Origin of the sequence: Oceanobacillus oncorhynchi (assembly GCF_000821065.1) — a bacterium.
GTDB classification, from domain to species: domain Bacteria; phylum Bacillota; class Bacilli; order Bacillales; family Amphibacillaceae; genus Oceanobacillus; species Oceanobacillus oncorhynchi.
In genome coordinates this window covers 545,538-568,222 of record NZ_CDGG01000001.1, presented here as the reverse complement: position 1 = coordinate 568,222, position 22,685 = coordinate 545,538, and the positions used below count along the sequence as shown (strand labels likewise).

Here is a 22,685-nt window from a genome sequence, read left to right as displayed (position 1 = left end):
GGAACACGACATACAGGTGGACTGCTCTTATGCCAGAAAGGAATACCACTAACGCTCCGCCACTTCTGTCACGGGGTTACTTTTGGCAATTTCTCTCCCGCTTACCTGCTCCCAATTCCTTAAAGACGGGAAAATCTTTGCTTATTTTGCTGAAAATTGAAGCTTGAGCTGATGCTTCCGTTCGAGTTGTTCATTCAGCTTCATCGTATAATTCATATCAAGCACCCGCGGCATGGCATCCTCTGTAAATGAAATCGATTCTGTAAAAGTTTCCATATGAATATTGCCATGCATATGCTGATAAATGTTTTCTGTTTTCTGGCCTAATTGAAATTGCTGATTCATTTGGATGACACCCGTTCTCTTAATCGAGACACGCTCCGGCCGAATCATAATCATATTTTGAATCGTTCCGGCTTCTTCATTTACTTCCTCGTATTTAAGTACATCGATGCTGCCTTTCTTCGTCCATTCTCCCGTGAAGGATTGTTCCTGCGTCTCCTGTTCACCGGAATCTACATCATAAATCACTGTCTTCAGCGTAATAGTAACATGTTCGGAATTATGTTGCATACGTACTCCTTTAATCTTGTTTACAAATTTATATTTATAGTGTACTTATTATATCTTTAAAACACCATGATAAGCAATACTCTTGCTGCCTAAAAAACTTTATCACGGCATGATCGTCTGTAATTTCCCCTAACTGATACGGAAAAAATTGTTTAAGATGAGCGGGTAAAAACGGTCCCCTAAATCAAGTTTCGTTTTACACGTTTATAAAAGGCGTTCTTTTTCCATAATAAATAGAGAGAATAAATAAACTCCAGTATCACCATTTTGTAAAGACATATTTATTTTGGAGACGATAAAGGATGAAATCATTAAAAAAGCTGCGTCTAATCTATAAGTTAATTGGCGTCGTTGTGCTGCTGATTATTACTGGTGTTTTAGCTGTTTACTTATTAGCCTATCTCATGGGTCCTCCAAGTCTCAACAATCAATCTCCTGCTGTGTTTTACGACCGGGAAGGGAATGAGATTGAGGATACATTTGGAGACTCTTATGAATGGGTCTCTTTAGAAAATATAGATGATTCCGCTGTCCAGGCGAGTCTGGTGATTGAAGACAATCGTTTCTTTAATCATCACGGACTCGATTATTTCCGGATTGCGAAATCACTGTGGAATAATTTTATTTCCGGCTCGTTAAAAGAAGGAGCCAGCACGATTACACAGCAATATGCCAGAAATCTCTATCTATCTGCAGAAAAAACCTGGTCCCGCAAGCTGCAAGAAGCCTTCTATGCCATTCGTTTAGAAATGTTTTATTCCAAGGAAGAAATTCTAGAAGGCTATATGAATACCATTTATTACGGTCATGGAGCACACGGGATTGGAGCGGCAAGCAATTATTTTTTTGGAAAGCCTGCTCATCAGTTAACCCTGGCAGAAGCGAGTATGCTGGCGGGGATTCCAAAGGGACCGACGTATTATTCACCACTCAATAACCTGGAAAATGCGACGGACAGGCAGCAGCTTATCCTCCATCGAATGCTGGACAATGAAATGATTACGGAGACAGAATACGAAGAGGCGATAAATGAAGAATTAGCTTATCAGCAGCAGGCTCCAGCCGAGGAAGAAGCGTCCTATTTTAAGGATGAAGCATTAAAGGAAGCTGCACGGATTTTGGAGAAGGATGTGGAAGAAATAAAGCTCGGCGGTTATCAGCTGCACACGACATTGAACAGCGATTATCAACAAGAAATGGAGGAGGCCGCTGCACAAACCATTAAGGAAGGCAGCGACTTACAGGCTGCCGGCATTTCTATTGTTCCGCAAACTGGTGCAATAACTGCCATGATTGGCGGAACCAATTATAAAGAAAGCAGCTACAACCGGGCGATGGACGCCAAACGGATGCCCGGTTCTACCTTTAAGCCTATTTTATATTATGCTGCCTTAGAAAATGGCTATACAGCCAGTACGACCTTAACCAGCGAAGCAACGACTTTTGAGCTTGCAGACGGTTCTGCTTACCAGCCGAGTAATTTTAATGGGTATTATGCAGATGCCCCTATCACGCTTGCGGAGGCAATTGCTCTATCAGATAACATCTACGCCGTGAAAACCGCGCTTTATGTCGGCGGAGAACGATTTATTGAGACAGCAGAAAAATTCGGGATTGAAAGTGACCTGAATAATGTTCCTTCCCTGGCGCTCGGCACTTCTGCTGTATCGGTCATTGAGCTGACGAATGCTTATGCCCGTCTTGCTAATGGAGGAGAAGCAGTCACGCCTTATCTTATTGAAGAAATTACCGATGCAGATGGAAAAACACTTTACTCGCACAGCCCCGAAGAGAGCGAGCCCGTTCTTGATGAAAAAAAAGCGTTTATTCTAACCCAGCTTCTAACCGGAATGTTTGACGAAACATTAAATAGCTACACCAGTGTCACCGGAGCAAGTTTGCAAAATAAGCTTTCCGATATTTATGCCGGCAAATCGGGAACAACGGATTTTGACAGCTGGATGATTGGCTATAGCCCCGTTATCTCTACCGGAATTTGGGTCGGGTATGATGACCACCGGGAAATGACCAATGTAGCGGAAGCAGCCTTTTCAAAAGAGATATGGGCAAATTATATGGAGAATATTGACGAAGACGGAAAAAATGTTTTTCCCATGCCTTCTGGAATCGTCGGTCTTCCAATCGATCCGGTCAGCGGATTACGGGCCGATACCAGCTGTGAAAAAAGCAGAATCATGTTTTACGAAAAAGGCACTGAGCCGCTTGGTTACTGTCATAACGGAAATGTCGATCAGCGGGATGATGTCATCGAGGACACAGGGATTCTTGAGAGATGGTTTGATTTGTTGTTCTAAACGCGGAAAAAGACTGCGGACAAGGTCTCAAAAAAACCTTGCCCGGCAGTCCTTTTTCTGGATTAGCTTTCTGCTTTTAACAGCGGAAGCAATTTCTCTAATGTGACTGTTTCTTCTTGCTGAAATACTTCTATAAATGGCATCGCCTTTTGCTGCAGCAGCTTGTCTGCTTTCTCTATCAAATCTTCCCGTCCCAACGGGTTTCCCGGCGAACCATACGGAATATCGCAGCGGGCTTGCTTAATATCCCCATTACGCAGGCTGATTTCTATCATACTATATCGATTCGCCGGATAACTCACAGAGGCAAATGGAATATTCTCATCATACACCCTTGTTATTTTATTCATTAACGCACTGACCTCTTCCGGAATCTCTTCCCCCAAAAAAGCCTCCATGGAAAGCTCTCTTCCGGTTAACAGCAATGCTGCACAATACTCTGCACTAAAACGTCCCTGCTCCCCATTTTTCGGATTTGTATAGATAAGTGCTGCATCACCGTTTTCAGGAAAATAAAGCTGAATCGAAGCGATTTGCTTCAAATCTACTTCCCAGTCCCTCATCAAGGCTTTTGTCGCATCAATTGGATGAGCGTTCGCTGAGCAGCAGGGATACAGCTTAAACCAAAATCCTGGCTTATCAACAGCCCATTCCAGCCCCCATTCATCAAGCAGACTGTCTATACTGCTGTCTTCATTTCCAAACATGGACAACAATCCATTCTCAGCTGTTATTGTATTACCATTACCAGCAACACCCTGTTTAACAAGATGCAGAATCTGCCACGCTTTTTGCGCTGTCAGCCCTGCGTGTAACGGTTTGATAAGCGTTCCAAAATGGCTCCTGGAGCCGCTGATTTGCGAAACACATAGGTCGAGTGCTTGGTTAAATTCTTTTTCTTGTAATGTCATATAATACGCTCCAGCAGCAACGGCTCCATACATTCCCGCTGTGGCTGTCGTATGAAATCCTTTTTCATAATGAGATTTCCCCACTGTTTTGGATATGCGTGTCATCACTTCTACTCCAATTAAATAAGCCTCAAAAAAACGGGCAGTATCTTGCTTCTGTTCTATCAAGGACATTAATAAACTGAGAATAACAGCAGATGGATGCCCGCGGATTTCCGAGTGGACATCGTCCAAGTCTAAGGCATGCGCAGCGTATCCATTCAAAAAACAGGCATCGTAGGGGTGGGCCTTTTCACGTATCCCAATAACCAGTGCGTTCTCGTGAGCTGCATCTGGAAATAATCGAGCATTCCATACGTTGGGAAAATGCGTATCATATGCAACAGTGGTGTAGCAGCAAACAAGATAATCCAATAACCCTTTTTGTAAATTTTCTTTTGTATCCGCTTTTAAATCTTCCCACTTAGGAGCAGAAAAAACCCTCTGAACGAGGGCTTCTGTCATATTATTCATTTTTCAGGACCTTTACAGCTAATGTGGCAAAGAATGCTGCTGCTACTTCAATGGCATCCTCCTGCAAATCAAATTCTGGATGATGCCATTCTTTTGGCCCATCGACTCCCATCCACACAAAGAATCCCGGGATATAATTCTGATAGTAAGCAAAATCTTCTCCGCCAGAGCTTGGTACAGCATCTACGGCTTGATAGCCTGCCTCTACAGCAGCCTCACGCACCGTTTGTTCATACTGAGATGCATTATTTACTACCGGCAAATAGCTTTCCCACTCAAAATCGACTTCGCCGCCATTTCCTTTAGCAGTGGTTTCTGCTAAATTCTGCATAAACTCCGGAATAGCCTGACGTGCTTCCGGCTGAAATGTTCGGACTGTACCTTGCAGCTTCACCTGATCAGGTATGACATTCCACGTATTCCCGCCATTAATGCTTGTAATACTGATGACCGCATTATGGAAAAGATCAATTCTTCTGGCAATAATCGACTGTACATTCGTTACATACTGGGATGCTATCACGATTGGATCAATCGCATTATGCGGAATCCCTGCATGTCCGCCGATACCTTTAAACGTTATTTCAAACTTATCTACGCTGGCCATCAAACCTTCCGATTTCACGCCAATGGTGCCTACTGGCAAATCAGGCTTATTATGCATGCCAAATATACCGCGCACGCCTTCTAAGACACCTTGTTCTACTAGATATTTTGCTCCTTGAGCTACTTCTTCAGCCGGCTGAAAAATAAAACGGACAGTGCCATGTAATTGATTTTTTTGTTCATTCAGCAGAATGGCTGCACCTAAAATAGAAACCATATGGAAATCATGGCCGCATGCATGCATTTTCCCCTCTGTTTCCGATTGGAAAGGCACATCTGTCTCTTCTTTGACCGGCAATGCATCAATATCCGAACGAATAGCGATTGTCGGGCCAGCATGCTCCCCTTTTACTTCTGCAATAACGCCTGTTTTTATATCAAAAGGCAGAATCGTGATTTCATTCTCTTCCAGCCATTTTTTTAAGTGGGCCGACGTATTTATCTCCTCAAACGCAAGCTCTGGGTTCCGATGCAAGTATCTGCGTTTTTCGATTAAATCTTTGACTAGTTCTTCTGTTACCTTAAACATTTTCTTCACCTGCCCCTAATCTTCTTAAAAATTGTTTTGTTCTCGGAGACTGTGGATTATGGAAAAATTCTTTCGGTGTATTTTCCTCAATGATATTTCCATCTGCCATAAAAATAACGCGGTCTGCTACTTCTTCTGCAAATTGCATCTCATGTGTCACGATAATCATCGTTGAGTTCTGCTCCGCAATTTTTTTAATTACCTGGAGCACTTCAGAAATCCATTCCGGGTCAAGTGCCGATGTCGGTTCATCGAACAGAATCGCATACGGGTTCACTGCAAGCGCACGCGCAATACCAACACGCTGCTGTTGTCCTCCAGACAATGTAACCGGATATTGATGTACTTTGTCTCCTAAACCGACTTGATTCAGTATTTCCATTGCAATTTTTTCAGCTTCTGGCTTCTTCATTTTTTTAGCAATTATCAGCGCTTCTGTTACATTTTCCAAAGCTGTTTTATTTTTAAATAGGTTATAATGCTGAAAAACCATCGCCGTCTGCTGTCTTAATTGATAGATTTCTTTGGAAGACATTTTTTTAACGTTTATCTTTTTATCTCCAATAATCAATTCCCCTGCATCGGGTTTTTCTAATAAATTCAAGCAACGCAGCAACGTCGATTTCCCTGAGCCAGATGGTCCGATAATTGCCAGGACCTCCCCTTCTTTTACCTCCAGGTTGATTCCGTCTAACACAACATTAGATCCAAATTGTTTTTTCAAATTTTTTACCGTAATCATATTCGTACTCCCTTATGATTGATATGGCCGTTCCATTCTTTTTTCAAGCGCCTGTTGAATAAACGTATAAATAATAATCATTGCCCAGTATAAGAGCGCCAGGGCTAAATACGTCTCAAAAAAGCGCAGGGAGGAAGCGGCAAGTATTCTCCCTTGTGCGAACAACTCTACAACTCCTAATGTAAACGCCAGGGATGTTTCCTTTATCAATCCAATAAAAATATTTCCTGTTGCAGGCGTAGCATTTCGTACCGCTTGGGGCAAAATAACTCTGCGGAAGCTTTGAACTCTTGTCATTCCAACAGACAGACAAGCTTCCATTTGTCCTTTATCAACAGAAGCGAGTGCGGCACGAAATATTTCTGCTAAATAGGCTGCCTGCTTCAGACTTAAACCAAGGATAGCAGCAGCAATCGCCGTCATTCCGCTTAGAGCAGGAAAAATCTGCGGCAGCCCGTAATAAATTAAGAAAAGTTGGACCAGAGATGGAATTGCCCTAAAAAACGAAACATAGGCGATAGCTAAGTGCGTGAGGACAGGTATACCTGAGCGCAGCACCAGTGCGATACCCATCCCCAAAACAACTGCAATCACCATCGTAACAATCGCTAAAAATAATGTAAGTGGTATAAATGGTAATAAGTCTGGAATCAAACTTATTAAATAAACGAAGTCTATATTAAAATTCATATGTCATCCTCCAGTTAGAAAAACTTCAAAAAACGAAGACCAGCCAAATCATAAAGTGAAAGCCGCTGTCAGAGCTGGGACTGCTTCATCAATCCAGATCAGATGCTTACAGCGGCATTACTTCTGTTTTCGTATGCTCAGCCAAATAAATTATTCTTGTACGGTTATATCCTCTCCGGCAAAATATTTCTCTGAGATTTCTGCCAATGTACCGTCTTCACGAAGCTTTTCTAATTCTTCATCAAATTCTTCACGTAATGCCGCACCTTCCTCATTCTTTGTAAACGGGAAAGAAATATCTTCGTACACAAATGGGTCTCCAACAAATTTAAGAGGTAAATCTCCTAATTCGATTTCTGCTATCAAGGCAGACTTCGAATTCACATAGCCATCGACACGGTTATTGATAGCATCATTCATCGCACCATCACGTGTTTCATACGTTCTTGGCTCAATTTCTGGATCAAAGGCTTCTAGATTTTTAACATTATTGGAACCCAATACCCCAGAAACGGTTCTTCCTTTAAATTGTTCTAAGTCTGTAAAATCGTTATCCTCATGAGTCACAATGGTTGCACCAGCATACGCATAAGGCACCGAAAAGTCATATGATTCAGCTCTTTCCTCTGTTACAGCCACAAAGTTCGCCACGGTATCAATCCGTCCTGTTTCCAGCTGCCCCATAAGCCCTGAAAAATCGGTTGTTACCCATTCGACTTCGTAGCCTAAGTTTTCAGCAGCTGTTTCTAATACTTCTACATCATAGCCTACTAATTCGCCGTTTTCCTCATAGCTATTTGGATAGCTTTGTGCCGTTGTTCCTGCCTGTAGTACGTTATCACCCGAACCTTCTTCAGAGCTGCCGGAATCCCCGCATGCTGCTAGAATGGTTATTAAAACAATGCTTCCTGCTAGCAATATCAATTTTTTCATTTTTCTATAACCCGCCTTCTTATCTCTTTTTATATTCTGTGCCCAATAATAATTTTTCCAAATAAACCGTCTGATGACCCTTTCCAAGATCCGCTTCTCCGACCGGCTGGTAACCACGCTTGATGTACATATCTGCCAGCCAAGGGTGCTCTTTTGCTGTTCCTAGACTCACCGATGGACAATGCAGCTGGTGAGCTAAATAATCCTGTTCCACAAAATCAAGAATTTTAGATGCATATCCTTTTCGTTTATATTGCGGATCGACAGCTACCCACCAAATATGCGGAATTTCATAGGGGCCGTGATGCGGACTCCAAGGCATCCGAATGGACGCAGTCGCTACGGTAGCATCCTCATCTTTCATATAAAAACATATATTTTCATTTATATTTTTCTTAACCAGTGCATCATCTGCTGTTGCGGCAGCAAAATGAATGCCAAGGTCGCGAATGGATGCATAAGCTTTTAATGTGAGCTCCTTTATTTCTGATACATTATCTTCAGTAGCTTGATAGAATGCTAGTTTACCCATGTAAAAGAGCTCCTTTTTTTATTTGCGCAATGACTTCTTCTACTTTTTCACTTGCCAAACCGGTATATTGGCTCGGATCCAGTAAATCTTCAATTTGCTCCTCTGATAATACGCTGCTTACCACTTCATTTTCCGTCAGCGTTGTTTTAAACGGAATATTTTCTTCGTAGGATTTCATAGACAGCTCGTATACCAGGTGATGAGCGGTCTGCTTGCCGACCTTTTCTGACAACGCAAACATAATTCGTTCGGATAATAATAAGCCGCCTTGCATATTCAAATTACGAAGCATGTTTTCCGGCTTCACAATCAATCCTTTTAATACATTAATTGTGGTTTTAAGCTGAGAAGATAGATATAAACAAATTTCCGGCAACGCTACCCATTCGCTTCTCCAGCTTTTTGCATCCCGTTCATGATCCATAATCAATGATTCATGAAGCAGACTCACACTGTGTAAAACAGGTTTGGTCAAGCTCGCAATTCCTTCAAACAAAGCGGGATTTCGTTTGTGCGGCATGGTTGTCGAACCAACATTTCCTGCTTGAAACGGCTCTTCCAGTTCATCAATCTCTGTCCGCATTAAGTTATAGAATTCATTACCCAGCTTGCCTAATGATCCGCTGACAAGTCCAAGAATGGATCCATACTCCGAAATACGGTCACGAGAGGAATGCCAGCAAATATCTGGTGAAGATAAGCCCAGTTTATCCAATGCCTTCGTCTCTACCTCCGGACCAATACTGCCAAGCGCTGCATATGTACCTACTCCGCCGGCAAGAACACCTGTAAAAGTACGTGGCTCTGCTTCTTTCAAACGCTGCAGGTGACGGTCAAATTCGCTTAAGACTACTGCCAGCTTAAATCCAAATGTAGTAGGAAGCCCCTGCATGCCATGTGTCCGTGCAGCCATTGGTGTATTTTTATATTTATCTGAAAGTTCAACCAGCAATTGTGCAGTTTCTTTCATATCTCTAAATAGTATCTGATGCGCCTCTTTTAATTGCAGAATGGTTCCGGTATCCGTAATATCCTGGGTAGTAACACCAAAGTGAACAAACTCTCCATACTCACCAGACAGATTCTGCAGTTGATTGACCGTAGCCATTAGCGAGTGCTTTAATTTTACTGCCTCCTGCGCAATATCCTCTACATCAAAATTCTCTATTTTGGCTGCTTCGGCAATCGTTTCTCCCGCTTTTTCCGGAATGACACCAAGTTCACTTTGAGCCAGCGCAAGAGAGGCCTCTGCATCAAGGATTTTCTGTAATCTATTTTCATCATTCCAAATCTGGCGCATTTCCTCTGTGCTAAAATTATTTTGCAACATCCGTAAATCAATAACATGTGATCCCATTTATCTTCTTAATCCTCTTTTCGAAATAAATTATATAATTCTTATCGTTTTAGTGTATTTTATAGCAATAATTGTCGAATTTCAATACCTTTTTTAAATTAATCTGACTTATTTTAAGTTTATATATAGTTCGTCATTTATTATGAAAATAGGACAAAAAAGCGGTTCGTATCGAATTAATTCGATACGAACCGCTTTTTTGTCCTAGTAAACATGAGTTCAGCCCATGTACTCATAGTTTACAAAGGATTTGAGAAAAGTACAAGAATTTCTAAATATGTTCATAATTCATTCACAATTAGTTTTAAGAGAGATAGAGCCTAAGAATGCTGATTTATCGGGGTTTTTAATTTAACAAAAAACTCTAAAAAGGATTAGAAAAGGTTTGAATCATGACATAGTCTTTCATCTTCTATTGTTTGTTTATTACAAAGTTCAGCCTTATAGACATCACCCAAATTTCGATAACCAGGTTCTAATCCTTCCTTTTCAATTAACTTCCGATATATTTTCAAGCAGAAGAAACAATACTTTTTTCACAATTCCATATTTTCTCTATATAATCATATAGATCTTCTGGTGTTTCAGCATAAATTGATAAAGTGGTTAAAATATTAGTTTCGACATTAAGAGACACTTTTGATTTAGATTGGAATATTTTTCTATCATCTTTTTTGTTTCTATCTTCTATAATTTTCATTAAGAATATCTTAAAAAACTCCAGTTCAAATTTACCTCTAAAAATCATACCTCTATGTGGGCTTTCTTTAAACCAAATATAATTATTGTCTAGTTCTTCATCCGAGATAGTAGTTTCTATATTCAGAAGATCTTTAATGTCATTTAAATTATACTTACAGATAATTTGGTCTAAAGATACTTCAATTAAGTGTTTTCTAAAGGATAATTCATTTAACCTGAGTTTTATATTTTCCCCTGTTGATTCAATGTGCTTTTTGCAAGTAAAAATCCATGCATTTAACAAGGCTATACTATCATGAAATTCGGATTGCCTTAAATTAAATATCTCCATCACTTCAGTAAATTCTTGATCGCCTTCGCTAATTTTAAATTCATTCTCTAATATCCTTTCTAACACTTTAGGTGCAGCATATAAATTTTCTATAGAATAACATGGCGTCTCATATATATATTCATTCTCAATAGGAGAATCGAAGTCCTTATCTACAAAGAAAAAAAGTGGTTCATTTTTATAATCGAGTGAATTTCATAATTCAAAGCCCTTGTGTCCCAAGCTTTTTGAAACATAAAAAAAAGAAGTACCTCCCCAAATCTTGTATAATGGTAGTTACCCAGAAAACCATAAAAAGACTGGAGGAGTACTTCTTATGACCATTATACGACAACCGAGTCTATTTGGCATCCAAGAATTATATGACATGGAACCTACCCAAAAATATGAAGCGATTATTTCAGCGATTGATCTGGATCGTATTTATCATGCGATTAATAAGAAATCCCGGCTTGGAGCGCCTGTTGAGCTAAATTATGCAGGGATGATTATTTCCTTTTTTATTCGCTACATCGAGCGTATCCCAACCATCAAAGACTTAATCAAGCGTCTAAATGATGACTTTATCTTTAAAATGAACTGCGGATTTCTTGTTTCCGATTCTACACCATCAGAAGCTGCTTATTCCCGCTTGGTAACGAAATTGAGTGAATCAGATATTTTAGAAAAATCCTTCGAAAGCGTAACGCTGGCAGCCGTCACCGAAGGGTTTATTGTCGATGAAGTCATTGCCATTGATGCAACCCATTTTGAAGCACGAGATAAGGCACCTGCCAAAAAAGAAGAAAAATCAGAAACTACGCCAAAAAAGCGCGGACGCAAATCCAAAGAAGAACGCGAACAGTACCTTAAAGACCAAGCGGAAAAGGAAGCAAACCTGCCATTGTATGAAAAGAAAATCGAAGCACAGTTAGACGTTCCGTTAGACATCTTGCGTGCAGAAGTGCCAATGAACCCCAAATGGGGTGTGAAAAAGAATGCAGATGGTAAAAATGAATACTGGTTTGGCTATAAAGCCCACCTCGCAGTTGGTGCATCCAGCCAATATATTCTGCAATCTTTGTTTTCATCTGGCAGCTTAAATGATGGGAAAGCCGCTATTGCCCTATTGAAGGGAATGGATCAACGACTTCCGCTTACGTCTGCTTCTTACCAGACATTGGATGCGGGTTATGATTTTGAACCGATTTATGAACAGATTCACCGCATGGGTCAACAGTCTGTCATTGCCTATAATAAGCGAAATGAAGGCGAAATGATCGGGTTTGATAAGAATTTTGCCCCAACCTGTTTTCGAGAACATTCCTATAAATATGACAGCTTTGATCCAAAATACGAAACATTGAAATATACCAGACCAAAGGAATGCAGCGACTGTCCCCTTGCGAATGAAGGTATCTGTCAAAAAGTGTATAAAATCAAGATAACTACCGATTTAAGAAGGTATACCGCACCAGCACGAGGATCAAAAGCTTGGAAAAATATTTTCAAACAACGGACAGCAGTAGAACGTGTTAATGCTTATCTGAAAGAGTTCTATCAGCTAAACAATGTTCGTTATCGCACTGGAAAGCGTGCAAAAGTTCATTTTGACATGGTCGCTTTGATTTATAATGCTTCCAAATTAGCTGCTGATCGCATCCAAGCAGAGCTTATTCAGCAACAACAAGCGCATAATTTTTGTTTTTAAAAATACACTTTCGAAAATTCGGTTCGTCTTTGTATTTTTAAAAAGAGCAATTATGAAATTCATTCAATCATTATGTTTTTGTATTTCATTAAAAGTTTCTACTACCCCTTTTTTCCCTTTACAACTTATAAAAATGGGTTCAGCCTTACAAACCATTGTTATTCTTGATATGTAATATTTACTGTCCTCACCCTCAATAAAACAGTAGGGTTTTCTTTGCCTTGGTTTAAATTTCAGTGTGAATTTATGATATCCTACTGTTCGACCATTTCTCTTTTCTCTTAGTATCTCGTCTCTACTTAAATTAATTCCCATTAATCATTAATCTCCTCTACGAACATTTCTATACCTTTAGCGTATTGGTCTAAATTATTATCAAATATGAAAGGTGAATGGGTGACAGCAAATAACAACGAACATTTCCCTGTTTCAGTAATATCTGGTAACAACATTTCTTGCCATTCTATTGAAAGAGAAAGTTCAGGTTCATCAATTAGAATAATAAAATCATTACTAAAGTTTAAAAACACTTTAGCCAAAATAGAAACAATTTGCTTTTCTCCAGAGGATAAACTATTTAATTCAATTTTTTTATCGTTTCTTTCGTTCAAAATAGATAACTCTCCATTACTTTCATTAAATTGAACTTTTTTGTTCACAAGATATTTTGTACATTTATTAGCAAATTTCTTTATCAAATCATCTCTTTCTTTATATTGCATATAATTATTTAGTAAGTTCTTTAAATAGAAACTCAAAGAGCTATATTCATCATTGAATAACTCTCTAGTACTAATTAGTTCAAAAATATGCTTTTTGTCTTCTATATTTAAATCTTTACCAAAACGATCTAAAACAATTGCTAGTATTTCTTCATTTTCTAAAATTAAATTATCTTCTTCTATAGGGTGTTGTCCTTTATTTGGATAGATTAGATGTTTAATCATATTGCCTGTAACATTCGAATAACTAGTTAACGATTCGTCCTTTATATCATTTTTAATTTTTGTAAATGTTTCTTCAACATCATTCATGCCAAAATTTATAACTCCAGGACTTTTTGAGATACCATCGTCAATGGAGAGTCCTAACTTTGATAAGTCATCTTCAATCCTTCTATATGTTGGAAAATATATTACTTCACTCTCAAATGTTTCTTTTAATTCTTTGTCAACATTCATAAGTTTTTCTTTGTACTCATTGGAATCATTATCCACAATCAAGTGTCTTAGTTCCTGTATATGTCTTCTTATTCTATGCATTGAAATGTTTCGCATTCTTATATTTTGAAAATACAGAGATTTAAAACCTTCTACTGTTCCTTCACCATATATTATATTCATTACGTAATCTAATTCATCTTTACTGAGTTCTTCTTCAAGATATTTATAAAACCTATAAGCATTTTTATTATCTTCTAAAGAAATCCATTCCTTTTCAATTGTTATAGTTTTATTTGATGAAAAATTCAAATGCACCTTATCAAATTCAAAATTATTTAGGTAATAGAGCTTTCTTGATAAGATGTAATATAACATTGATAATATAGTTGTTTTACCAGTACCATTTTCCCCTAAAAGGACTCTGACATTATTATCGAAAGTCAAAGAAACATTTCTATCGTTGTTCAGCCCTTCTATTTCAAAACTAATAAGATTAAATTTATTATCCATCAAAACTCCCCCTTTTATATGAATTATACATCATTTTATGAATCTTTTAACAGAAATAGAAAAGAAATAACAAGGAATGTATTAGATATAAATTATCGTTTTAGTTCAAAGTAATATTATCCTAACAAATTTTTGACCTTCTACTCAAAATCAAATAATCAGATTTTATTGAATAATCATTTTCTCCATGCTAATATCCACATAATCAAAATTAACTATTATATGATTAGCTAATGAATTGCTTATTTTTATATCAGTAAGTAAAAAGTTCTATAAATGATTGACTATTTTATATGAGAGGAATGGCGGAATGAAAGATACAGAGAATTTATTAAACCTAGAATTAAGTCGTAAATTACGTCTTGTTGAGCTGGAAACTGACATAGTAACGATAGCTTGCAATCTGATGTCAGATCGTTTATATACCAAAGAAGATGCTGTTGCTGAATTAATAAGAATCATTCATTTACTTGGAAATGAACAACAAGCTATTATGAGCAGAATTTATCGGTTAAAAGAAATGGACTAAAACAAGCTGTTATTCCAGAATCATAATATTTCATGATAATTCCATAAACTATTGAACTAGTGAGCTTTATAATGGTAATATTATCCTAGCAATTATTAATCATAACAGAGAAAGGAGATTATTGTTTATACGATTCTAATTTTAATAATTGCAAAATTACCAGGAAGAGGAATATAAAATGAAAAAAAGAATTATCATACCTTTGATTCTTGTTCTATTGATTGCAGGAGGTGCAGGTGGCTATTATTTATATAATAAAAATACATATCAAGAAACACTAGAAAATGCGACCTCTCTATTATCAGAACAACAAGAAAATATCGAATCTGTCCAAAGTGAACTCGAATCCTTTGACGAAGGTTCATATTTGCGTGAGGGTTTGACCGAAGAAGATATCCAAGCAGTGGAAGATAAGATGGAGGCTATTAAAGACCTTTCTTCAGAATTCGATTTGAAAGAAAATGATTTAGAAGAAGATGTTGCAGAAATAGCATCTGACAAAGAAGACTTAAAAGAGAAATTGTCTGCTATTCGTGCACAATTGGAAACCCAACAATCTGTTAATGATTTATTTGAACAAGAGACACCTGCTATTAATGGATCAGAGATTAATGAAGACGTGATAATAAAAGAAGATCTAGAAACAAGTACATTAGAAGATTTAAAGGAAACGGCTTTTATAGAGGATGAAGATATATCTGAATGGCAAACAGCTATTAATACCTTCATCACAGATGCTGAGAATCAATTATCTACTACTGCAACAGCTACTGCTCAAGTAGAGACATTATTCAAAGATGGAGAAGTTCAAGGTGAAGTGACTTTAGAGGCTTATGATGAAGCGAAATCTGAAGTGGATAAAATTCAAAATGAAACGGTCAAGGAGACATTAACAGCAGACTTGGATAGCGCACATGCACATATTCAAGATATTTCAATGCTATCGGATGAGGAAATTGCCAGAAGGGCTTTAGCTCTTTTTGTAGACCTTTATTGGGAAGTAAACGAAAATACATTTGCTACATTAGAATATATTTGGGGTGGTTATCAGTTTGATGCCGATGGTGGAGCAGGTTCATTTTCGTCTATGAATATGCCAGGCAATGCAAAGCCTATATGCAGTTATACAATTGACAAAAATGGAGATGTTCTTTTTAAGGATATACCAGATCTAGTCACTGACTGTAGTTCAGAACCGAAAACAGCGAATATTTTCACAGACGTTGATGAAACTATATTAAATAACATTCGTGGAGATGTTAGTATGCAAGGTGATTCAGTAATAGATGAAATGACACAAGAAGAGTGGGAATGGCTTTCTGATGAAGAAAAAGAAAAATGGGACGGAAAATGGGAAAATTATAGAAAGCAATATGTAGAGAATTGGGGAAAACCGTTTGAAGAAATTAATTCAGATGAAATAATTGAAGATGAAAATTCAGAGGTAGAAGAATATGAACCTGACGAAATGCCATCTTTGGAAGATGATGAAATACAAGAATATGAACCTGATAAAATGCCAGCATTAGATGAAGACGAAGAGGAATTCTTTGAGGGGTAATATTGATTAATTAATATCTCAAATTCAAAACGCATTAAAAAGTCTATTGAAGTTAGTGATTAAACTACTTTAATAGACTTTTTTTATAATAAATCAACTATTCAAGCGGAGTTGTGAATATTGATTTCTCTCTAATTGCTGAGAAAGACCATCCAAAAATTCCATTAACAATGGTTCAACGCTGAACGAAAGTACAAAGTATAAGCATCCTTTCGATTAAAAGAAGAAAATATCCTATGATTGAAATCTGCTAAATGTAGATTCGTAAAAGGAATAGCTTACTGATAAAAACACCATTTCAAATTCCAGCAATATCAAACAGTATCTTTCTCCATTGGCTTCATACTGCTTATATTCTAATGAAATCCCACTTTTATAATTCATTATTCATGTTCTCTACTCTTCACCCTTCTTTAAACGTTCATATACAGGACATCATTTTGTCCACAGCAGTCTTTTTTGTATGCATTCTTTCATTTAAAAATAATTGCTATTGCTGGCTATAAAAAATTCACAGCCTTCCCTAGCAGGGATAGTTGAATTAAAAAAACATTTTACTTTTATTTGTGAAAAAAAAGTATAGTCCAGTGAGTAGAAATATCGGACAACATCATAAATAAATTTTCCGAGGAGTGATAAACATGCAATTTTACAAGAAATTAAAACAAGTCATGATAGACTTTAGCAGCTCTCCCCCATCTGCTAGAAATGCGCGTGCTAAGCAGGTATTGAAGCATACGTGGAGTTTTATACATGGCGGGAGCTATACATCGGTTAAACATAAAGAATTGATTTTGAAGAACCTTAATGTCTCACCTAAAGAACTTGCAAAAAAATCCGATGTATCTGAACAAGCAATTGCCAAAGCTCGTTATCGAATCTTTCAGGACCTTGAAGAATGCCTGTCACCAGCATTTATAACATTTTTAGAAAAGAAGCAATGGGAAAAAGCTTGGATTTATCTGGGTTTAGCGACTACACCTCATTTGGGGTATCAGTTATTTTTCCAAGAATTCCTTCAATCATTAAAAAAACAGGTACAAGAAAATAGTCATATGCAATTAAAGAGCTATCCTTTAAAAGATTGCCAAGATGAAATTTCAATACTACGCCCTTTCTTCAAGCCATTACTTCAAAATAAATTAGAAGAATTAGAGACGGCACAGTTACAGAAGCTAAGATACCTTTTTGAGCTATATGATGGAAATATCGGATCAATCAAAGAGCGTTACCATTTGCATCAGCAATTATTGAACGGAAATTAATTGCATTATTATTGTAAAAATAAAGTATACCCTAGCATGCCATATAGCGTTATTTTACAGTCCGCTTGCATGCTGGGGTATTTAAAGCTCTGCAGTGTCAATTTCGACTGATTTTTTAGTTTTTCATAGAAAGGATGTATTTTATGTTAGTAGGATATGCAAGGGTTAGTTCAAAAGGGCAAAATTTAGCCCGTCAGGAAGAAAGCTTAACTAATGAGGGCTGTGATAAGATATTTAAAGATAAAGCCTCAGGAGGCGACTTTGAGCGCACAGCGTGGCAGGAATTGAAGCAATTTGTGCGTGAAGGCGATTGCGTGGTTGTACACGATTTAACAAGGTTTGGTCGTAATGCAGAGCAAATAAAAATAGAGTGGGAAGATCTTTTAGATAAAAAAGTAGATATTCGTGTATTAAATATGCCGATTCTTGATACTGCCAAATATAAAGACTTAGAAGGCATCGGAAAACTTATGATTCATATTGTATTTGAAATTTTATCATGGCAGGCAGAAGAAGAACGCAGGCGCATTCGTACTGCCCAGCGAGAAGGTATTGATAAAGCGAGAAAAGAAGGTAAATTCAAAGGAAAACCAAAGCGCTATACAGTAAATGCGACAGGTCAAGATAAATTGGTCTATGATAAAGTGATTTATATGCTAGATAAAAAGGAATCGATTCATTCCATTGCAAAAACTGCAGGGATAAGCCGACCTACCGTTTATCGGATTCGTGACGAATGGCTTTCTGTCGATAATAAATAACCATTTTTTCTCTCTTATACTGTCTCCAAAATCAGGCTAAAAATGCTGCTCACTCGCATCTTTAGCTTGATTTTTAATTTGTTTGACAAAACATATATGTGTATGGTATTTTATCAAAAATAGAAATAACACTGTTGTAGTACAAAACATGCAACTAATGTTATAATATTTTTTCTAGTATACAGACGAATAGAGGAAATAGACTCTCCAAAGATGACATGTGGTATATGTCGTCTTTGGAGAGTTTTGTCATTTTTTCGTCAAAAGGGTTAGTTTATGAACTACAAAATAGAAAATGGAGACTATATAAAATGATTTTTTAACATCTACATATAGAGAATAAAATTTCGATTTACAATAGAGTAAAAACATAAAATGAAGTTGCAGGGACTATAAATGATTTTAAGACTGAGATATGAAAAGTAGGAGGAATAACACTAATGAGTGAAGACATAAAATAAAGTTACAGGGACTACAAAAGATTCTAAGACCGAGATATGAACAGTAGGGGAAGTATAGTATACATACCACAATTAGGAGAATAAATTAATAATGAATATAAGGAGAATTGGATGGGAGGTTGAATCTTAAATTTAGTATTAATCTAACTGATTTCCGGGTTGCAGATGTGTCAGGATTAAGTCTGCAATCTCACTTGTATCCTGCCTGAACTATGATTGATAAGGTGTTGATTAGTTAGCTTTCAGTAGTGCTATCTTGGGGATAGGATGTCTCTTTTCTCAAGGTGAATAACGCTTCAGATTCATAACGATGTGTAACCAAGTATAGAACGCAGAATACAGAATAAATAGACACAATTTGGATACCGTAACTACCTATTTTAGGATTGAAACGATTTATCTGATGGTGTTTCTGGTGAGGTGGAACACCTTCTTTTCCAGTATGAACAAGTGATTAAAATAGGAGAAATGTGTAACTAATAGTAGAACGCAGTTTAGACAGTTTGTTTTGGGGTCTGATCAGGCTGTAACTACCTGACCTTCCCTGCCAGATTAAGAAAGTAATGCCTGAACTGAATTCAAATTAGCTGTATGATTAAACTTTTCATAATAGGTAACCGATATAAATAATAGAGAACAGACTTTTTCTTTTTTAGGCTAACTTCATCATGGTATGAGGATACATTGTTCATAATCTGAAATCCTGCCTAGAATAGGGATTTTAAACAGAGAACTAGTCACTCATAAGTTAAAACTTACATAGTAGGAGATTGTGTCAGATATGGGGTATTTAGAACGTAATCAATATGCAGTGAATGATTTAGAAAAACTAATTACATACAAGATAAACAGGGGTATTTCACGCAAGTGGCAGGCTTTGGCATATAGTTATTTATTTGCCTTTAGGCATGCCTGTGGAGTATCGGAACAAGCCTTTCCTGATGATTTAACAAGGACTTTCGTTTCTGTACGAGAAACAAATCAAACCATTTGCCAGCAACTTCGAATTACACCACGAATGGTGCAGGAATTAAATCTACAGACTTTACGATTAGATACGGATAGCATTAGAAAACGGAGGTACTATGACCAACAAGGGCGTTCGTCTTGGGAGGGGTATAAATCAAACTGTGAACATCATGCAGCCCAACAACGCTGGCTCATTGAACAGTATATAAAGAACGGTTGGACAAAAACTAGGATTGCCCAACAGCTAGGTATCAGTCGAAAACATGTCTATACGTTGCTGAATCAGTCTGTTTCGTCAGCTAATGGGGTAGCAAAATGATGAAGTGCAGCAGAGACAACAAACGAGTATTATACCATGCAGACTATCAATCTGTACTAGAACAGAATCAGAAGGCAGACTTGATTATCGCCGATCCACCTTATAATTTAGAATTAGCTGATTGGGATAAAGATTTTGATTTTGAAGTAATGGTAAACGTTATTTCTCAGATAATAAAGCCAACTGGTAGTGCTTTAATTTTCAATATATTACCGAATGTCTTAGAAATATATCCATTCGCTGAGAAATATGGTTTAGTTGTTCAAGATTTGATGGTTTGGGCAAAACCTAATTTCCAAGTGAAATATCTCCGTAAAAAGGGGTATGTAAATAAGAATAGAGAATTTATATTATGGCTAAGTGCTTCAGATACAGCATTTTTTCAATTAAAACCAAATGAAAAATATCACAATGGAATATTTTCTTATGCGAGCCCAGCAGGTGGGTTTCGATTTCAGAAGCCAAAGCCATTAATTGATGATTTAATTCTCAGGCACAGTCAACCGATGAATACCGTAATAGATTTGTTTGCTGGTAGTGGTGTGGTGGCTCAGAGTTGCAGGCAGTGGAAAAGAATCTATCAGGGGTATGAGTTGGATGATGATCTTTTTGAAAAAATTGATTTGCATTGAACATAAACATATATATTTCTAACAAAGAAGGATATTTTAAATTTCATGGGGTATTGAATTTTTTATGATTTCATAGGATATGAATCCATATCTTATTCACCGCCCGAATCAGAAAGAATATAGGGGGAATTATTAAGAGACTTCCTATCCCTCTAGATATATGAGCAGGTGGGTAATCCCTTCTCTTTTTATCATCTATTGCTTGTTTTTACAAAGTATCTATCTAAAAATCAAAGTAACATGTTTTGTTAATGGGTATTTGTTTGTACATCTGAAGATGATTAGAAATAATGTTTTATTATGAATTGTTGTCTATAAAAAAATTTTAATTACCTTTAGAGTGAATATAGAATATTTGTTCTGAAGATATCCATGATAACTGAAAACACTGTGCAAGTTTTATTGCACAGTGTTAACAAATTAAGGATTATTTATTATTAATTAGCAACTATATCTCCGTCATTTGAAACGAAAATATAACGCAAACTATTGTAGCCATTTTCAGGATTCAACGTCCTCCAGCTGGGTTCTCCTATAATATTGAACCTGTAGCCATACTCAGTAGCTTCACCAAATTCAATCTTAAGATCTTCATCAAAAATATATTCACTGTATTTTTCAATTTGATTTTTGGCTTGTTCAGGACTATTAATTACTTGGTTGGTATTTTCAAAATCAATTTGTTGTAATGCATTAAATTGTGAAGCTGTTTCCCCCTCTGCCAATTTTTCATATTCTATCTCATCAGGATCAAATAATGCTGGTTTGTCCCTTATTGCTATTGTATTATTGTCAATAAATGAGATCCTTATTCCATAAATTCCCAGTTCTTCAGCGACAGTATCATACCATTCTGTTCCTATAATATAATAAGAGTTATAATTCGAGTCAAAAATTACATTATCAAAAGTTTTATCAAAATGTATGCCATCAGCGTACCAAACATATCCTTCTTTCCAAGACCCAGGATAATTAAAATTTATTCTGCTTGGATAATCAGATTCATCATTAACATCAGGAGTACTATAATCTGATTGAATAAGGTGGTATCCATTATGGGTATTAAAATAATCAGTAAATTTATTTCTAATATCTAGTAATTCTTTAGCATCTGTATAAGCAAGGTCGGACAAAGTAGAATCTGTGATACTATCAATAGATACTTCAAGATTATCAACAGCATTTAAACTAATTAATTCTTTTTTGGTTTCCTCTATTTCTTGCTGGACATTTTCAAAAACATCGAAAGAATTGTTATAATAGTTGACCGCTGTACGCATCGTATCATAGAAATTCCCTTTCCCTTCTACATTAGGGGTATCAATACGTTCCGATGATTTTATTTCTAATTCATCCGTTGAAATACCAGAAGAAACATTATTGTTAAAAAGTGAATTTATTTCCTCTTGTAATTTCACTTTTTCTTTTAACTCATTCAGCCCTGCTTGATAAGTTGCTTTATCATCAGTAACAGCCCATAATCTTTTTTCAACTTTATGTACGAATGTTGTCAGCTGGGAACTCCTCATGACTATCTGCAAACAAAGATGGATATGATTCAATAACTCTTTCCTCTGTATTTCCCTTGTAGTAATAAAATCCTCCCAAACTTAAAATGATTACAGCTATAATACTAACGACTATCTTTGGGGTAATTTTCCCTTTTTTCGGTTTACAATTTGGACATTTTCCATTCACCAATTTTTCACCGCAATTTGAACAATACTTCATCATCTTCGCTCCTTGCTTAGATATCTTACTGTATCTGCTCTTATCAATGAAATGGCTTTTTACAAAATAGCTTTCCTCACCTTCTTTAACTCCCTCCTAATTAATTACAATCAACAAGGACATATTAATAATTTCTATGTAGGCATACCTCCCTATAAAATAAATTATGAAAAGTTAATATATTGGGTTATTATAACTAATATTCTTCCATTTGTCTTTACTTATTTGACTGGAATCGTAATATTTCTATGATTGTTTAATATTGATTTGATACATATTTGATTAATTCTATTTTTGTTAAGAATTTAACTTACAATTAAACAATTTATATTAATTATTCTAGGCATTTAATAATTATAT

At 36.7% G+C, this 22,685-nt stretch carries 19 protein-coding genes and 1 pseudogene; 8 read left to right on the top strand and 12 right to left on the bottom strand.

From position 1 onward, the window contains the following. Positions 1-141: 141 nt before the first annotated feature. Positions 142-573: a YwiB family protein gene (locus BN997_RS02640; protein WP_042529435.1), complete on the bottom strand. Its 432-nt coding sequence runs from the start codon at positions 571-573 to the stop codon at positions 142-144. A 302-nt stretch (positions 574-875) separates the two neighbouring features. On the opposite strand from BN997_RS02640, the gene BN997_RS02635 reads away from it, so the two are divergent. Next, entirely contained in the window at positions 876-2,888 is a 2,013-nt protein-coding gene (locus BN997_RS02635) for a transglycosylase domain-containing protein (protein ID WP_042529433.1), read from the top strand. Between the two features lie 62 nt (positions 2,889-2,950). Here the strand turns inward: BN997_RS02635 and BN997_RS02630 are convergent, their stop codons facing one another. The 8 genes and pseudogenes from BN997_RS02630 to BN997_RS02595 form a co-directional block, all read right to left on the bottom strand. Then, entirely contained in the window at positions 2,951-4,312 is a 1,362-nt protein-coding gene (locus BN997_RS02630; protein ID WP_052484872.1) for an MmgE/PrpD family protein, read from the bottom strand. Next, a complete protein-coding gene (locus BN997_RS02625) occupies positions 4,305-5,447 on the bottom strand; it encodes an amidohydrolase (RefSeq protein ID WP_042529431.1) in 1,143 nt (380 codons plus the stop codon). Before BN997_RS02625 ends, BN997_RS02630 begins: the two co-directional genes overlap by 8 nt. Beyond that, on the bottom strand, positions 5,440-6,189 hold the full coding sequence (locus BN997_RS02620) for an amino acid ABC transporter ATP-binding protein (RefSeq protein ID WP_042529429.1): 750 nt from the start codon (positions 6,187-6,189) through the stop codon (positions 5,440-5,442). The genes BN997_RS02625 and BN997_RS02620 overlap by 8 nt, the downstream gene beginning before the upstream one ends. A 12-nt stretch (positions 6,190-6,201) precedes the next feature. Next, the gene (locus BN997_RS02615; RefSeq protein ID WP_042529427.1) at positions 6,202-6,879 is read right to left on the bottom strand and encodes an amino acid ABC transporter permease; all 678 of its coding nucleotides are present in this window, start codon (positions 6,877-6,879) and stop codon (positions 6,202-6,204) included. A 150-nt stretch (positions 6,880-7,029) separates the two neighbouring features. After that, on the bottom strand, positions 7,030-7,812 hold the full coding sequence (locus tag BN997_RS02610) for an amino acid ABC transporter substrate-binding protein (RefSeq protein WP_042529425.1): 783 nt from the start codon (positions 7,810-7,812) through the stop codon (positions 7,030-7,032). A gap of 19 nt (positions 7,813-7,831) precedes the next feature. Then, entirely contained in the window at positions 7,832-8,344 is a 513-nt protein-coding gene (locus BN997_RS02605) for a GNAT family N-acetyltransferase (protein ID WP_042529423.1), read from the bottom strand. Then, positions 8,337-9,701, bottom strand: a complete 1,365-nt coding sequence (gene purB / locus BN997_RS02600) for an adenylosuccinate lyase (protein ID WP_042529421.1) — start codon at positions 9,699-9,701, stop codon at positions 8,337-8,339. Before purB ends, BN997_RS02605 begins: the two co-directional genes overlap by 8 nt. A 511-nt stretch (positions 9,702-10,212) precedes the next feature. Next, positions 10,213-10,905, bottom strand: a pseudogene (locus BN997_RS02595) (DUF4435 domain-containing protein); the annotation flags it as partial. A gap of 145 nt (positions 10,906-11,050) precedes the next feature. Between BN997_RS02595 and BN997_RS02590 the strand changes: the two are divergent. After that, positions 11,051-12,424 (top strand): IS1182 family transposase, encoded by a 1,374-nt coding sequence (locus tag BN997_RS02590; protein WP_042529417.1) that lies wholly within the window; start codon positions 11,051-11,053, stop codon positions 12,422-12,424. Positions 12,425-12,487: 63 nt separating this feature from the next. Here BN997_RS02590 and BN997_RS02585 read toward each other — a convergent pair whose 3' ends face one another. After that, a complete protein-coding gene (locus BN997_RS02585) occupies positions 12,488-12,739 on the bottom strand; it encodes a DUF4435 domain-containing protein (protein ID WP_042529416.1) in 252 nt (83 codons plus the stop codon). Beyond that, positions 12,739-14,097 carry an AAA family ATPase gene (locus BN997_RS02580; RefSeq protein ID WP_042529414.1) on the bottom strand — a complete coding sequence of 453 codons (1,359 nt, stop codon included), beginning with the start codon at positions 14,095-14,097 and terminating at the stop codon, positions 12,739-12,741. Before BN997_RS02580 ends, BN997_RS02585 begins: the two co-directional genes overlap by 1 nt. A gap of 310 nt (positions 14,098-14,407) precedes the next feature. On the opposite strand from BN997_RS02580, the gene BN997_RS02575 reads away from it, so the two are divergent. The 6 genes from BN997_RS02575 to BN997_RS02550 all read left to right on the top strand — a co-directional run bounded on the left by BN997_RS02575 (position 14,408) and on the right by BN997_RS02550 (position 20,594). Beyond that, positions 14,408-14,626, top strand: coding sequence for a hypothetical protein (locus BN997_RS02575; protein ID WP_042529412.1), 219 nt, complete (start codon positions 14,408-14,410; stop codon positions 14,624-14,626). 178 nt (positions 14,627-14,804) lie between these two features. Continuing rightward, complete coding sequence (locus BN997_RS02570) at positions 14,805-16,187, top strand: hypothetical protein (protein WP_042529410.1); 1,383 nt, start codon at positions 14,805-14,807, stop codon at positions 16,185-16,187. A gap of 641 nt (positions 16,188-16,828) precedes the next feature. Next, entirely contained in the window at positions 16,829-17,452 is a 624-nt protein-coding gene (locus BN997_RS02565; RefSeq protein WP_042529407.1) for a hypothetical protein, read from the top strand. Between the two features lie 143 nt (positions 17,453-17,595). Continuing rightward, positions 17,596-18,213, top strand: coding sequence for a recombinase family protein (locus tag BN997_RS02560; RefSeq protein WP_042529405.1), 618 nt, complete (start codon positions 17,596-17,598; stop codon positions 18,211-18,213). Between the two features lie 1,242 nt (positions 18,214-19,455). Continuing rightward, a complete protein-coding gene (locus BN997_RS02555) occupies positions 19,456-19,962 on the top strand; it encodes a helix-turn-helix domain-containing protein (RefSeq protein ID WP_042529403.1) in 507 nt (168 codons plus the stop codon). Beyond that, positions 19,959-20,594 (top strand): DNA methyltransferase, encoded by a 636-nt coding sequence (locus BN997_RS02550; RefSeq protein ID WP_042529401.1) that lies wholly within the window; start codon positions 19,959-19,961, stop codon positions 20,592-20,594. The genes BN997_RS02555 and BN997_RS02550 overlap by 4 nt, the downstream gene beginning before the upstream one ends. A gap of 437 nt (positions 20,595-21,031) precedes the next feature. Here the strand turns inward: BN997_RS02550 and BN997_RS02545 are convergent, their stop codons facing one another. Further along, positions 21,032-22,156: a hypothetical protein gene (locus BN997_RS02545; RefSeq protein WP_139088983.1), complete on the bottom strand. Its 1,125-nt coding sequence runs from the start codon at positions 22,154-22,156 to the stop codon at positions 21,032-21,034. Positions 22,157-22,685 lie beyond the last annotated feature (529 nt).